Origin of the sequence: Streptomyces sp. NBC_00316, assembly GCF_036158715.1 — a bacterium.
Lineage (GTDB): Bacteria > Actinomycetota > Actinomycetes > Streptomycetales > Streptomycetaceae > Streptomyces.
Genome location: NZ_CP108023.1, coordinates 3,674,846 through 3,687,788 on the forward strand (window position 1 = coordinate 3,674,846; position 12,943 = coordinate 3,687,788).

The 12,943-nt window shown below is 68.9% G+C and carries 13 protein-coding genes; 8 read left to right on the forward strand and 5 right to left on the reverse strand.

Annotation, left to right across the window (positions count from 1 at the left end):
- The 3 genes from sdhA (at nucleotide 1) to OG878_RS16225 (ending at nucleotide 3,312) form a co-directional block, all read left to right on the forward strand.
- Nucleotides 1-1,755, forward strand: a complete 1,755-nt coding sequence (sdhA, locus tag OG878_RS16215) for a succinate dehydrogenase flavoprotein subunit (RefSeq protein ID WP_328887472.1) — start codon at nucleotides 1-3, stop codon at nucleotides 1,753-1,755.
- Nucleotides 1,755-2,513 (forward strand): succinate dehydrogenase iron-sulfur subunit, encoded by a 759-nt coding sequence (locus OG878_RS16220; protein WP_328887473.1) that lies wholly within the window; start codon nucleotides 1,755-1,757, stop codon nucleotides 2,511-2,513. The genes sdhA and OG878_RS16220 overlap by 1 nt, the downstream gene beginning before the upstream one ends.
- A gap of 181 nt (nucleotides 2,514-2,694) precedes the next feature.
- Nucleotides 2,695-3,312, forward strand: coding sequence for a hypothetical protein (locus OG878_RS16225; RefSeq protein ID WP_328887474.1), 618 nt, complete (start codon nucleotides 2,695-2,697; stop codon nucleotides 3,310-3,312).
- A 151-nt stretch (nucleotides 3,313-3,463) separates the two neighbouring features.
- On the opposite strand, the gene OG878_RS16230 is transcribed toward OG878_RS16225, so the two are convergent.
- Nucleotides 3,464-3,973 carry a MarR family winged helix-turn-helix transcriptional regulator gene (locus OG878_RS16230; protein ID WP_328887475.1) on the reverse strand — a complete coding sequence of 170 codons (510 nt, stop codon included), beginning with the start codon at nucleotides 3,971-3,973 and terminating at the stop codon, nucleotides 3,464-3,466.
- An 88-nt stretch (nucleotides 3,974-4,061) separates the two neighbouring features.
- On the opposite strand from OG878_RS16230, the gene OG878_RS16235 reads away from it, so the two are divergent.
- The 4 genes from OG878_RS16235 (at nucleotide 4,062) to OG878_RS16250 (ending at nucleotide 7,063) form a co-directional block, all read left to right on the forward strand.
- Complete coding sequence (locus OG878_RS16235) at nucleotides 4,062-5,309, forward strand: MFS transporter (RefSeq protein WP_328887476.1); 1,248 nt, start codon at nucleotides 4,062-4,064, stop codon at nucleotides 5,307-5,309.
- Nucleotides 5,310-5,376: 67 nt separating this feature from the next.
- Nucleotides 5,377-5,811 carry a hypothetical protein gene (locus OG878_RS16240; RefSeq protein ID WP_328887477.1) on the forward strand — a complete coding sequence of 145 codons (435 nt, stop codon included), beginning with the start codon at nucleotides 5,377-5,379 and terminating at the stop codon, nucleotides 5,809-5,811.
- Complete coding sequence (locus OG878_RS16245; RefSeq protein ID WP_328887478.1) at nucleotides 5,808-6,260, forward strand: thiol-disulfide oxidoreductase DCC family protein; 453 nt, start codon at nucleotides 5,808-5,810, stop codon at nucleotides 6,258-6,260. The genes OG878_RS16240 and OG878_RS16245 overlap by 4 nt, the downstream gene beginning before the upstream one ends.
- A gap of 23 nt (nucleotides 6,261-6,283) precedes the next feature.
- Complete coding sequence (locus OG878_RS16250) at nucleotides 6,284-7,063, forward strand: TetR/AcrR family transcriptional regulator (protein ID WP_328887479.1); 780 nt, start codon at nucleotides 6,284-6,286, stop codon at nucleotides 7,061-7,063.
- 114 nt (nucleotides 7,064-7,177) lie between these two features.
- On the opposite strand, the gene OG878_RS16255 is transcribed toward OG878_RS16250, so the two are convergent.
- The 3 genes from OG878_RS16255 to OG878_RS16265 all read right to left on the reverse strand — a co-directional run bounded on the left by OG878_RS16255 (nucleotide 7,178) and on the right by OG878_RS16265 (nucleotide 10,661).
- A complete protein-coding gene (locus OG878_RS16255; RefSeq protein WP_328887480.1) occupies nucleotides 7,178-8,731 on the reverse strand; it encodes an ABC transporter substrate-binding protein in 1,554 nt (517 codons plus the stop codon).
- 270 nt (nucleotides 8,732-9,001) lie between these two features.
- The gene (locus OG878_RS16260) at nucleotides 9,002-10,318 is read right to left on the reverse strand and encodes a metallophosphoesterase (protein WP_328887481.1); all 1,317 of its coding nucleotides are present in this window, start codon (nucleotides 10,316-10,318) and stop codon (nucleotides 9,002-9,004) included.
- A 97-nt stretch (nucleotides 10,319-10,415) separates the two neighbouring features.
- The gene (locus OG878_RS16265) at nucleotides 10,416-10,661 is read right to left on the reverse strand and encodes an SCO4848 family membrane protein (RefSeq protein WP_328887482.1); all 246 of its coding nucleotides are present in this window, start codon (nucleotides 10,659-10,661) and stop codon (nucleotides 10,416-10,418) included.
- 121 nt (nucleotides 10,662-10,782) lie between these two features.
- Between OG878_RS16265 and OG878_RS16270 the strand changes: the two genes are divergently transcribed.
- On the forward strand, nucleotides 10,783-12,039 hold the full coding sequence (locus OG878_RS16270; RefSeq protein WP_328887483.1) for a D-alanyl-D-alanine carboxypeptidase family protein: 1,257 nt from the start codon (nucleotides 10,783-10,785) through the stop codon (nucleotides 12,037-12,039).
- On the opposite strand, the gene OG878_RS16275 is transcribed toward OG878_RS16270, so the two are convergent.
- Nucleotides 11,987-12,916 (reverse strand): YihY/virulence factor BrkB family protein, encoded by a 930-nt coding sequence (locus tag OG878_RS16275; protein ID WP_328887484.1) that lies wholly within the window; start codon nucleotides 12,914-12,916, stop codon nucleotides 11,987-11,989. The genes OG878_RS16270 and OG878_RS16275 overlap by 53 nt on opposite strands.
- Between the last annotated feature and the right edge of the window lie 27 nt (nucleotides 12,917-12,943).

Here is a 12,943-nt window from a genome sequence, read left to right on the forward strand (position 1 = left end):
ATGCAGATCCACAAGTACGACACCGTCATCGTCGGCGCCGGCGGCGCCGGTATGCGTGCGGCCATCGAGTCGACGAAGCGCAGCCGTACCGCCGTGCTCACGAAGCTGTACCCGACCCGCTCCCACACGGGCGCCGCGCAGGGCGGCATGGCCGCCGCGCTCGCCAACGTGGAGGAGGACAACTGGGAGTGGCACACCTTCGACACGATCAAGGGCGGCGACTACCTGGTCGACCAGGACGCCGCCGAGATCCTGGCGAAGGAGGCCATCGACTCCGTTCTCGACCTGGAGAAGATGGGCCTGCCGTTCAACCGCACGCCAGAGGGCAAGATCGACCAGCGCCGTTTCGGCGGCCACAGCCGTAACCACGGCGAGGCCCCGGTCCGCCGGTCCTGCTACGCCTCGGACCGCACCGGCCACATGATCCTCCAGACGCTGTACCAGAACTGCGTCAAGGAGGGTGTGGAGTTCTTCAACGAGTTCTACGTCCTGGACCTGCTGCTGCAGGAGGTCGACGGAGTCAAGAAGTCGGCGGGCGTCGTCGCGTACGAGCTGGCGACCGGCGAGATCCACGTCTTCCAGGCGAAGTCGATCATCTTCGCCTCCGGCGGCACCGGCAAGTTCTTCAAGGTGACGTCGAACGCCCACACCCTGACCGGTGACGGCCAGGCCGCCGCGTACCGCCGCGGTCTGCCGCTGGAGGACATGGAGTTCTTCCAGTTCCACCCGACGGGCATCTGGCGCATGGGCATCCTGCTGACGGAGGGCGCCCGTGGTGAGGGCGGCATCCTCCGCAACAAGGACGGCGAGCGCTTCATGGAGAAGTACGCGCCCGTCATGAAGGACCTCGCGTCCCGTGACGTCGTGTCCCGCTCCATCTATACGGAGATCCGTGAGGGCCGCGGCTGCGGCCCCGAGGGCGACCACGTCTACCTCGACCTCACGCACCTGCCGCCGGAGCAGCTGGACGCGAAGCTCCCGGACATCACCGAGTTCGCGCGCACGTACCTCGGTATCGAGCCCTACACGGACCCGATCCCGATCCAGCCGACCGCGCACTACGCCATGGGCGGCATCCCGACCAACGTCCAGGGCGAGGTGCTGGCCGACAACACCACCGTCGTCCCGGGCCTGTACGCCGCCGGCGAGGTCGCGTGCGTCTCCGTGCACGGCGCCAACCGCCTGGGCACCAACTCGCTGCTCGACATCAATGTCTTCGGACGCCGGTCGGGCATCGCCGCCGCCGAGTACTCCGCGAAGAACGACTACGTCGCGCTTCCCGAGAACCCGGCGCAGCAGGTCATCGACCAGGTCGAGCGGCTGCGCAACTCGACGGGCACCGAGCGCGTCGCGACGCTCCGTCTGGAGCTGCAGGAGTGCATGGACGCCAATGTGATGGTGTTCCGCACCGAGCAGACCATCAAGACGGCCGTCGACAAGATCGCCGAGCTGCGCAGGCGCTACCTGAACGTGTCCATCCAGGACAAGGGCAAGCGGTTCAACACGGACCTCCTGGAGGCCATCGAGCTGGGCAACCTGCTCGACCTGGCCGAGGTCATGGCGACCTCGGCACTGGCCCGCAAGGAGTCCCGCGGCGGTCACTACCGCGAGGACTACCCGAACCGCGACGACGTCAACTTCATGCGCCACACCATGGCGTACCGCGAGGTCGCGGCCGACGGCACCGAGTCGATCCGGCTCGACTACAAGCCGGTCGTCCAGACCCGCTACCAGCCGATGGAGCGTAAGTACTGATGGCTACCCCGACTATGGACAAGGTGGAGGCGGAGTCCGCCGCCTCCCCGTACATCACGGTCACCTTCCGGATCCGCCGCTTCAACCCCGAGGTCTCCGAAGAGGCCCAGTGGCAGGACTTCCAGGTCGAGATCGACCCGAAGGAGCGTGTCCTCGACGCCCTTCACAAGATCAAGTGGGACATCGACGGCACCCTGACGTTCCGTCGCTCCTGTGCGCACGGCATCTGCGGCTCCGACGCGATGCGGATCAACGGCAAGAACAGGCTCGCCTGCAAGACGCTGATCAAGGACATCTCCCCGGAGAAGCCGATCACGGTCGAGGCCATCAAGGGCCTCACGGTCCTCAAGGACCTCGTGGTCGACATGGAGCCGTTCTTCCAGGCGTACCGCGACGTCATGCCGTTCCTCATCACCAAGGGCAACGAGCCGACGCGCGAGCGTCTGCAGTCCGCCGAGGACCGCGAGCGGTTCGACGACACCACCAAGTGCATCCTGTGCGCCGCGTGCACGTCGTCGTGCCCGGTGTTCTGGAACGACGGCCAGTACTTCGGCCCGGCGGCGATCGTCAACGCGCACCGCTTCATCTTCGACTCGCGCGACGAGGGCGGCGAGCAGCGCCTGGAGATCCTCAACGACCGTGACGGCGTGTGGCGTTGCCGCACCACCTTCAACTGCACGGACGCCTGCCCGCGTGGCATCGAGGTCACCAAGGCGATCCAGGAAGTGAAGCGCGCGCTGATCACGCGTCGCTTCTGACCCTTCCGGCAGGCCAGTTGCACAGGAGGCCCCGTTTTCCGCGGTAACACTGCGGGAAGCGGGGCCTCTTGCTGCGTTCCGCGGGCCTTGACGGTACGGTCGTGCGGAACCGGACACCGGTTCGGCGCCCCCTGGCGCAGCAAGGCGCGGGGCGCACACGTTTGATCGAGAGCGGGGAACGTTGAGCGATCCGAATCCGTACGCGGACGACTCGCAGAAGTGGGGGCCTCCCCAGCAGCCGGGCAATCCGCCCACCGTCCCGGACGCCCAGGGGTACGGCTACCCGGGCGCGGGCACGCCGGGTGCGGGCAACCCGGCCTACGGCTACCCGCAGCAACTGCCCGACGCCGCGGCCCAGCAGGGCCCCGGATACGGCTACCCGAACCAGCCGGCCGTACAGCCGACCATGCCCGGATACGGCTTCCCGCCGCAGCAGGGGCCGGGGGCCGGCGGCGGGGCGCCGATGCTGTCGTTCGGCGACATCACCGTCATGAACGACTCGATCGTGACACCGTCCGGCACGATGCCCCTCAAGGGTGCCGTCTGGACGGCCACCGACATGTCGCGCACCGAGGAGAAGATCCCGACGGTCGCGATCGTGCTCGCGATCGTCTTCGCCCTGCTCTGCCTGATCGGGCTGCTCTTCCTCCTGATGAAGGAGAAGAAGACCACCGGCTTCATCCAGGTCTCGGTCACCAGTGGCGGCCGGCACCACTCGACGATGATCCCGGCGACGGGCCCGGAGACCTTCCAGATGGTGATGGCCCAGATCAACACGGCGCGTTCGATGAGCATCTGACGCCCCGGCGCGTCACATCCCACGTCCCGCCGCACCGCATCCGACGGTCGCCCGCGGCACGCGAGCTGCGGACGGGGGCGGAGAGGGGCGGGTGCCGGGCACGGCAACGCCCTTCTCCGCACGGGCGGGTGGCGCCGCCGCCCGGTGGGGCTCAGTCCCGGCCGGTGTCGCCCTGATCCTCCGCGACGACCATGATGCGCCGCAACATGTCGTTGAGCAGGGCCCGTTCGCCCGTGTCGAGGACGCCGAGGAGCCGGTACTCCTCGTGCCCGAGGAAATCCATCGCGCCGAGCCAGGTCGAGCGGCCCGCTTCGGTGAGTTCCACGTTGACCCGCCGCCGGTCCGTGGTGGACGGCATGCGACGGACGAAGCCCCGCCGTTCGAGCGCGTCCAGCCGGCCGGTGACGGAGGCGGGGGCGAGGTCGAGATCGGCGGCGAGTTCGGAGGGGGCCGCCCTGCCGCCGCGTCCGGCGAGCTTGTGGAGCGTGTCGAACTCCTGGCGGTCCAGGTCGAAGTCGACCAGGGACTGTTCGCGCACCCGCCGCAGATGGACGGAGAGCTTCGTCATGCGGGTCACCGCGCCCTCGACATCGGGATCGAGGCCGGGAAGCACGGGCTTCCACCGCTCCACATGTCCGTCGGTCCAGTCGCGTCGCTCCATGAGGAAAGGGTACGCCCGGAGCTCCAACATGTTTCGATGTCAGATATTTCGTTGACGAATAGTTCGGTATCGAAATAGATTCCGGCGCATGCCGCATCCCTTGCGCACGCGCGCCTTCCGCCTGCTCTTCGTCGGACGCACCCTCTCCCTCCTCGGCGACGCCGCCATTCCCACCGCACTCTCGATCGCCGTCTACCTGGCCACCGGTTCGACCGCCGCCCTCGCCCTGGTCCTGGCCTGCGCGATGGTGCCCAAACTGGTCCTGCTGCCGCTCGGCGGCGTCGTCGGTGACCGCTTCAACGCCCGTAAGGTCGCGCTCACCACCGATCTCGTACGGTGCGCCACCCAGCTCTTCGTCGGCGCGCAACTGCTCGGCGGGTCCACGCAGTTGTGGCAGATCGCGGTCGCCGAGGCGATCGGCGGCGCGGCGAGCGCGTTCGCCATGCCGACCGTGTCGCCACTGATCACCGGAACCGTGGAGGCCCCCGGACTGCTGCGCGCCAACTCCCTGATGGCGGTGGTGAGCAGCGCGACCCGGGTGGCCGGACCCGCACTCGGGGGAACCCTGATCCTCACCGCGGGGCCGGGCTGGGCCTTCGTGCTGGACGGCGCGAGCTTCGCGGTGAGCGCCGCACTGCTGTCCGCCATCAAGGTCAGGCACGTGCCGATCCCGCGCCGATCGGTGCTCAGCGACCTCAAAGAGGGCTGGAGCGAGGTCCGCAGCCGCGACTGGTACTGGACGAGCCTGATCGCCCACGCCGCCTGGAACGGCGCGGCAGCCGTGCTGATGACCCTGGGGCCGGCCCTCGCCGTGCGGGAGATGGGCGGCAAGGGCGTCTGGATCGCCCTGCTCCAGACCGGTGCGATCGGCCTGCTGCTCGGCTCGCTGCTGGCCGGCCGCGCCCGTCCGCGCCGACCCGTCCTGGTCGCCAACCTGGGGCTCGCCACCTACGCACTTCCGCTCGGCCTTCTCGCGGCGGGCGCGCCCGCCCCGCTGACCATCGCCGCGTACGGCGTCGCACAGGCGGGCCTCGGCTTCCTCGGCCCGGTCTGGGACACCTCGGTCCAGGCCGCGGTGCCCGCGCATGCACTGGCCCGGGTGACGTCGTACGACTGGCTGCTCTCGCTGGCCGCGATGCCCCTCGGCTACGCCCTGGCCCCGCTCGCCGCCTCGGCCTGGGGAGCCGAACTCCCGCTCGCCGTCGCCGCGGTGGCGGTGGGCACGGCCTGTCTGGCGACGGCCACGGTGCCGGGCGTACGGCACTTCACAGCACCGACGACGCCGGCCGCGAAGTCCGGGGCCACGGAGAACGACCACCCGGGAGTACCCGCTTGAACATGTTCAACTACAGGTCTACAGTTCATGACAACAGCTTTTGAACGCGTTCAAGGGAGGGTGGGGCATGGACCTCACTGTTGTCGCGTACGTCATCTACCTGCTGATCAGCGTGGCGCTCACCATCTGGGTCGCCCGCACGCTGAGCCGTAACGGAAGGGTCTTCCTCGCCGACGTCCTGCACGGAAACGAAAAGCTCGCCGACGCCGTCAACCACCTGCTGGTCGTCGGCTTCTACCTGGTCAACCTGGGCTTCGTCACCCTCTACCTGAAGAACTCCGACGCGGTCGCCGACGCCCGCGAGCTCTTCGAGGCGCTCTCGGTGAAGGTCGGCGTCGTCCTGCTCGTCCTCGGAGTGATGCACCTCGGCAACGTCTACGTGCTCAACAAGATCCGTCGCCGCGGTCTGATGGAGCGTGAGCAGACCCCGCCCGTACCGCCGCAGGGCTGGACCGGTCCCACCGGCCAGGGCCCGTGGGCCGCACCCGCCACCGGCCGGTGACCGGTCAGGTCACGGCCCCGTTCGACGGGCGTCGGACGCCCGTCGAACGGCTCACCGTGCTCTACGACGCGCAGTGCTCGCTCTGCGTCCATGTGCGGCACTGGCTGATGAAACAGCGTCAGCTCGTCCCGCTCGACCTCGTCCCGGCGGCCTCCGCGGAGGCGCGGCGCCGCTTCCCCGGGCTCGACCACGCCGGGACGCTCTCCGAGATCACCGTGATCGGCGACCGGGGGCAGATCTACCGCGGGACCTCCGCCTGGATCGTCTGCCTCTGGGCGCTGGCAGGACACCGGCCCAAGGCCCACTGGCTGGCCACCCCGGCCGGCCGCCCGTTCGCCCGGGCGTCGGTGCTCGCCGCCGCCAAGTACCGGTCGGCGACGGCCGCGCCCTGCGGACCGGAGGACGGGGCCTGCCGGATCCCGGCTCCGGGCCCGGACATCGGAGGCTAGTCAGGGCGGATACCCTCGGGGGCGTGGTGAAGGAAGCGAAGGACGTGAAGGAAGTCAAGGCTCCCAAGAGCGAGCAGACCCGCACACTCATTCTCGAAACCGCGCTCCGGCTCTTCGAGGAACGCGGTTACGACAAGACGACGATGCGAGCCATCGCGCAGGAGGCCGGGGTTTCCGTCGGAAACGCCTACTACTACTTCGCCGGCAAGGAACATCTCGTCCAGGGCTTCTACGACCGGCTCGCCGCCGAGCACGAAGCGGCGGTCCGGTCGGTCCTGGCGGGCGACAAGGACCTGGCCGTGCGCATGCGCGGGGTACTGCTCAGCTGGCTCGACGTGGCCGAGCCGTACCACCGCTTCGCCGCCCAGTTCTTCAAGAACGCCGCCGACCCGGAAAGCCCCCTCTCCCCGTTCTCGCAGGACTCGGTCGCTGCCCGGGAGGCGGCGATCTCCATTCACGAACGCTGCCTGACGGGTTCCAGCACCAAGGTCGACCCCGACCTGGCGGAGGAACTGCCTCAGCTGATGTGGCTGATACAGATGGGTCTGGTGCTGTTCTGGGTGTACGACCGGACGGAAGGTGCCGAACGCAGCCGCCGGCTCGTCGAACGCACCGCCCCGATCGGCGCGCGCGCGATCGCACTGTCCCGGTTCCGGGTTCTTCGCCCGCTGGTCCGTCAGGTCTACGACGTACTGACGGAGTTTCTCCCCGGGACGGCCGGGCAGCCGGCCGAAGACGGGGCGGCCGAAGAGCGGCCTGCCGCGAAGAAGCGCACCCCCGGGAAGCGTGCCGCGAAGCAGTGAACGGACCGGGGCCGGCCGGAGACCTCGCACCTCGTGCGACAGTCCCCGACCGGCCCCGGTCCTGGTCCTTCGGTGCTCGGCCCCGGCTCGTACCGGATCCGGCAACGAGAGGCCCTAGATCCAGCTGAGCTCCCACAGCCGCCAGATGCCCGTGCCGTCCGACAGGTACTGCGAGCCGGAGACATCCGTCGTGCTGACGACGTAGTCCTTCTTCTGCCACAGCGGTACGAGCGGCACGTCCTCGCCGACCAGCGCCTGGAGGTCCTTGAAGTCCCCCGCGGTGCGGCTGCGGTCGCTGTACTGCAGCGTGGCGGAGATCAGCTGGTCCATCTTCTTGCTGGTGTAGCCGTTGTGAAGGCTGGTGTCGCGACCGACGAGCGGCTGGCTGAAGGTGTCGGGGTCCGGGTAGTCAGGCAGCCATCCCACGGTGTACGCGTCGTACTTGCCGGCCGCGTACCCCTTCTGGAACTCCTGCCACTCCACGGCCTTGACCGAGACCTTGAACAGCCCGCCCGCCTCCAGCTGGCGGCGCAGCTCGGCGGTCTCCTTCGTGTACGCGTCGTCGGCGCGGTAGGCGAAGTTGATGTGCAGCGGGGTCTGCACCCCGGCCTCCTGCATCAGCTTCTTGGCGCGCGCCTGGTCGGGCGTCGGGTAGTCGTCGAAGAACGGCGTGCTGTGCCCGATGTATCCCTGCGGGATGAGCGAGTACAGCGGCTCGACGGTGCCCTTGTAGACGTCGGTGACCAGCGGTCCGCGGTCGATGATCGACGCGATGGCCTGCCGCACCTTCTTGTTGGCGAGCGGCGAACCGTCGCGCACGTTGAAGACCAGGTTGCGGATCTCGGCGCTGTCCGCCTCGGTGACGTGCATGTCCGGGTCGCCGGGGTTCAGTTCGGCGAGCGTGGCGGGCGGCAGCTGCCGGTGCGTCACTTGGACCTGCCCGGAGCTCCAGGCCGCCAGAAGGTCGTCCGACTGCTTGTAGTAGCGGATGGTGACCGGGACGCCGGTCTTCTTCACCGCGCCCTTGTACCGCGTGTTCGGGACGAGTTCGGCCTTGATGCCGGGCTCGTACGACTTCAGGACGTACGGCCCCGAGCCGTCGACCGTGTTGCCGGTACGGAGCTTGTCCGCCGGGTACTGGTCGCGGTCGACGATCGAACCGGCTCCGGTGGCGAGCTTCTGCGGGAAGGTCGCGTCACGCGAGGAGAGGTTGAAGGTGATCGTGCGGCCCTTGGACACCACGTTCTTCAGGCTGGGGAACAGCACCGAGGGGCCGACGTCCGTCTTGATCCTGATCATGCGCTCGATGGAGTACTCGACATCGGCGGCGGTGATCTTCCGGCCGTTGGAGAAGGTCAGGTCGTCGCGCAGTTTGCACTGGTACGTCTGAAGCTTCTGACCGATGAACCCGCAGCTCTCGGCGGCGTCCGGCTCGGGGACGATCGCCCCGGACTTGAACGTCATCAAGGACTGGTACACGTTGCTGTACATCGCCCAGGAACCGGCGTCGTACGCGCCGGCCGGGTCGAGTGAGGTCACCTCGTCCGTCGTGCCGACCATGATCGGATCATTCTTCACCTCGTCCGAGGGAAGCAACTGCCAGGCGACGACGCCTGCGATGACCAAAACCGCGAAGATCGCGAGAATCCGTAGCCGGATCGACCGCATTGCCGTGCTCTCCCTTACCAGCCCCACCTGGGCAGATGTGCTCAGAAACGCACATCACTCCATGCTCCGGCTCACCCAATCACACGATTTTCACATCTGGAAGAGCAAATCCCTGCCCTTTGACCTTTCGTTTGACAGTTGAAACCTCGGATGCGCCGAACGGCCGAAAACTGTGGAGAAGCCATGTGGTTGCCCGGGTGTGCGGCCGCACGGTCGCATGGTCGTGCCGCCGGGGGCCGTACGGCTCCGTTCGTGACGATCCGGCAGTCGTCACGCCTGCCGCGAGGCGAGCTGCACGACGGTGATGTCGGAGGGGGCGCCGACCCGTACGGGCGGACCCCAGGCACCCGCGCCGCGCGAGACGTACAGCTGGGTGTCGCCGTAGCGTTCGAGCCCCGCGACCGTGGGGTTGGCCAGTTCGGCGATGTAGTTGCCCGGCCAGAGCTGACCGCCGTGGGTGTGACCGGAGAGCTGCAGGTCCACGCCGTGCGCGACCGCGTCGTCGATGACGACGGGCTGGTGGGCGAGGAGGACGGAGGCACGGGTCCGGTCGCGGTCGCCGAGGGCGCGGTCGAAATCGGGGCCCTGCCCCTCGCTCTCCCCGGCGATGTCGTTGACCCCGGCCAGATCGAAGCCGTCGATCTCGACCCGGGCGTTCTCCAGCGGGTGCAGCCCCAATTCCCTTACGTGGGAGACCCATTGGGCCGCACCGGAGAAGTATTCGTGGTTGCCGGTGACGAAGAACGCGCCGTGACGGGAGGTCAGCCGGGCCAGCGGTTCGGCGGCCGGGCCGAGGTCGTGGACGGATCCGTCGACGAGATCGCCGACCACGGCGATCAGATCGGGCTGGGTCCGGTTGATCGTGTCGACGATCCGCTGGGTGTGGGCGCGGCCCAGGATCGGGCCGAGATGGATGTCGCTCACGACGGCGATCCGGAAGCCGTGGGCGGAACGTGGCAGTTTGGCGAGCGGTACGGTCACCCGCTTGACGCGCGGGCCGCGCAGCACGCCGTAGGTGCCGTAGCCGACGGTGCCGAACCCTGCGACGGCCGCCGCACCACCGACGGCACGCGCCACGAAGAGGCGGCGGGAGGGGCCGACGGCCGGAGAGGAGGCGGGAGCGTCGGCGACCAGCGTGACGGGGGTTCCGCTCGCGGGTGCGTCGGCCGGAGCCGGGCCGGTTTCGGCGGAACGGATCCCGGCGGCCGTTGCGCTGCCCGCGGCGGACGTCCCGTCGTCCGCTGCAGCCGCTGCGCCGCCGGCCGCCCGTCGCGCCGGCACCCGTCGCAGGATGGGCCGTACCGCCTCGCCCACCAGCAGAGCCAGCGTCAGATACAGCAGCGCCGCCAGCCACAGGAAGCCCGGCCAGGCCAGCGTCCGCTGCAGCCAGAACGGGGCACCCGCGCGCCCGGAGACCAGGGCGCCGACGCTCAGCAGGGGCAGCAGCCAGGCCGCCACGGTGCCCGCCTTGCGCAGTGCGCTGCCCGGCGCGGTCGTGTCGCCGACCAAGCGGCGCCACACATAGCGGTGCACACCGGCCAGCAGCGCGAGGACCGCAACCGCCACCAGAACGAAGACGACTGCCACGTGCGCTCCCCCTCCGGCCTCTCATGTATGCGTTTCGTGCGCCTGCGCTTCATGGGCGTGCACTTCGTACGCCTATGTCCGGTCGGCGCGTGACCGGTTATGCACGTGCGTGGCGCAGTGCCCTGAGACCGCGGAACCCGATCACACCGACCGCCGTCCCCAGAAGAAAGGACGTGATGGCGAGCAGCAGATGTACCCAGAAGTAAGCAGTCGGGTCACCCGCGTCGTCGAAGGCAAGTCCACTGCCGTCTTTCCATAGATTCTTGGCGAAAGTGACCCAAATGCACCAGCTCCACACCCCGAAGGCGAGCAGGAACCAGGAGACGGGGCGGCTGAGCTTCATGGATCCAGTATCGCCACCGGAGTCGGGCCGGTCCGCTCGGGGTGGGCTGTCCCGGCAGTCCGCATGGCGGGTCCGGCGGTCCGCATCCCCCTCCACATCATCTGCCTGTACGTTTCCGACCGTGCCTGCTCTGAAAAAGATCGCGCTGACGGTCACCTCTGCCGCCCTGTTGTCCACTTTTGTCGTAGTCCCTGCGTCTGCGGTCGACCAGGACACGTCCGACAACCCCAAGCCGACGGCCCCGATGTCGAAGGTGGGCGGCGAGCGGCTCGCCCGCATCGGCACCCAGGTGGAACTGGGGCCCGGCGCTCCGGTGCTGCCCAAGGACCTCGCCGGCCGGTCCTGGATCGTCGCGGACGCGGAGAGCGGCGAGGTGCTCGCTTCGCACAACCCGCACTGGCGGCTGCCCCCGGCGTCGACGCTGAAGATGCTGTTCGCGGACACGATCATGGAATCGCCCGAGCTGCAGCCGAAGACCATGACGCACAAGGTCTCGAACGAGGATCTCGCCGGCATCGGCGAGGGCAGCAGTCTGGTCGGCGTCAAGGAGCACCAGACGTACACGGTCCACGACCTGTGGCTGGGCGTCTTCCTGCGCTCCGGCAACGACGCGGTGCATGTGCTGTCCTCGATGTACGGCGGCGTACCCAAGACCGTCGCCGCCATGCAGGAGCACGCGGAGGAGCTGCAGGCCCTCGACACGCAGGTCGTGTCGCCCGACGGTTACGACGCTCCCGAGCAGGTCTCCAGCGCGTACGACCTCACGCTGTTCGCCCGCAGCGGGCTGCAGAAGGCGGACTTCCGCGAGTACTGCTCGACGGCCGCGGCCGACTTCCCCGGAGAGGAGAAGGAGGGCAAGAAGCGCGAGAGCTTCCAGATCCAGAACACCAACCGTCTGCTCACCGGTGACGCCGGCGTCGTGCCGTACAAGGGCATCGCGGGCGTCAAGAACGGCTATACCACGCACGCGGGCAACACCTTCACGGGCGTCGCCGAGCGCAACGGCAAGGTGCTGCTCGTCACCGTCATGAACCCGTCGTCCGACGAGGCCCACGCCGTCTACAAGGAGGCCGCGAGTCTGCTCGACTGGGGCTTCGACGCGGCCGGCAAGGTGACCCCGGTCGGCGAGCTGGTCCCCCCGAAATCGGCGGAGACCGGCGTGGGGAAGGGTTCGGAATCGGCCGGCGGGACGACCGCGGCCGACGACGGCAAGAAGGGGCCGGCCGCCACCCACGCCTCGGCGGCCGGCGGCTCCAGCGGGATCGGTGTCGCACTGGGGATCACCGGCGGCGTCCTGGCCCTGCTGGCCGCCGGTGTGTTCCTGGTCAACCGGCGCTGGCCGCTGCCGGACCTGGTGCGCCGCCTTCCTCGCCGCTGACCTCGGCGGCGCCCTGCTTGGACTCCTTCCTGCTCGGCGTCGCCGTCCAGGCGGCACAGAACAGCAGCAGTTTCGCGGTGAAGTTGATCCACAGCAGCAGGGCGATCGGCACGCCGAAGGCGCCGTACATGCTCTTCGACGCGACGCCCTTCATATAGCTGCCGAGCAGCAGCTTGAGGAGTTCGAAGCCGACTGCACCGATCACCGCGGCCGTCACCAGCCGGCGGCGCGGGGGCTTGACGCCGGGCAGCAGCGTCAGCAGGTAGAGCAGCAGCAGGAAGTCGGCCAGAGCCGCCACCACCAGGGCTGCGGTCTGCAGCAGCACCCCGCCGGCCCCGTGGTCGGAAAGGCCCACCAGGCGGGCGGTCCAGCCGACCGCGGTGGAGCCGGCCGTGGAGGCGGCGAGGGTGACCAGCGCCGCGCCACCGAGGCCGAGCAGCAGTCCGGCGTCCTTGAGTTTGCGGAGGACCGGATTGCCCTCGTCCACGTCGTCCCTCTCCCAGACCGCGCGCAGACAGTCCCGCATCGCGCCGATCCAGCCGACACCGGTGAACAGCAGCACCACACCGGCGATCAGCCCGACCGTACCCGCGTGGGCCACCAGATTGTCGATGCCGAGCTGGTCGGAGATCCCCGGCACCTGCTCGGCGACCTTTTTCTCGATCTTGTCCAGCTGCTCGGTGGTGAGCGTCGCGGCGCCGATCGCCGCACCGACCGCGATCAGCGGGAAGAGCGCGAGGAAGCTGATGAAGGTGATCGCGGCGGCGAGCCTGGTCCAGTGGACCCGGTCGAGCCGTTCGTACGAGCGCCAGGCGTGCGTCGTCATGAGCCAGGAGACCAGAGGTCCGATGAGGGGGAGATTCTTCAGCCAGTCCATGACGTACGCGTACCCTCCGGGGCGCGA

Bases quoted from the DNA above. Each gene is read 5' to 3' on its own strand.
- OG878_RS16255 (WP_328887480.1), bottom strand. From the start codon at position 8,731: ATGCGGTCGATCCGGCTACGGATTCTCGCGATCTTCGCGGTTTTGGTC.
- OG878_RS16265 (WP_328887482.1), bottom strand. From the start codon at position 10,661: ATGAAGCTCAGCCGCCCCGTCTCCTGGTTCCTGCTCGCCTTCGGGGTG.
- OG878_RS16235 (WP_328887476.1), top strand. From the start codon at position 4,062: ATGCCGCATCCCTTGCGCACGCGCGCCTTCCGCCTGCTCTTCGTCGGA.
- OG878_RS16230 (WP_328887475.1), bottom strand. From the start codon at position 3,973: ATGGAGCGACGCGACTGGACCGACGGACATGTGGAGCGGTGGAAGCCC.
- OG878_RS16240 (WP_328887477.1), top strand. From the start codon at position 5,377: ATGGACCTCACTGTTGTCGCGTACGTCATCTACCTGCTGATCAGCGTG.
- OG878_RS16275 (WP_328887484.1), bottom strand. From the start codon at position 12,916: ATGGACTGGCTGAAGAATCTCCCCCTCATCGGACCTCTGGTCTCCTGG.
- OG878_RS16220 (WP_328887473.1), top strand. From the start codon at position 1,755: ATGGCTACCCCGACTATGGACAAGGTGGAGGCGGAGTCCGCCGCCTCC.
- sdhA (WP_328887472.1), top strand. From the start codon at position 1: ATGCAGATCCACAAGTACGACACCGTCATCGTCGGCGCCGGCGGCGCC.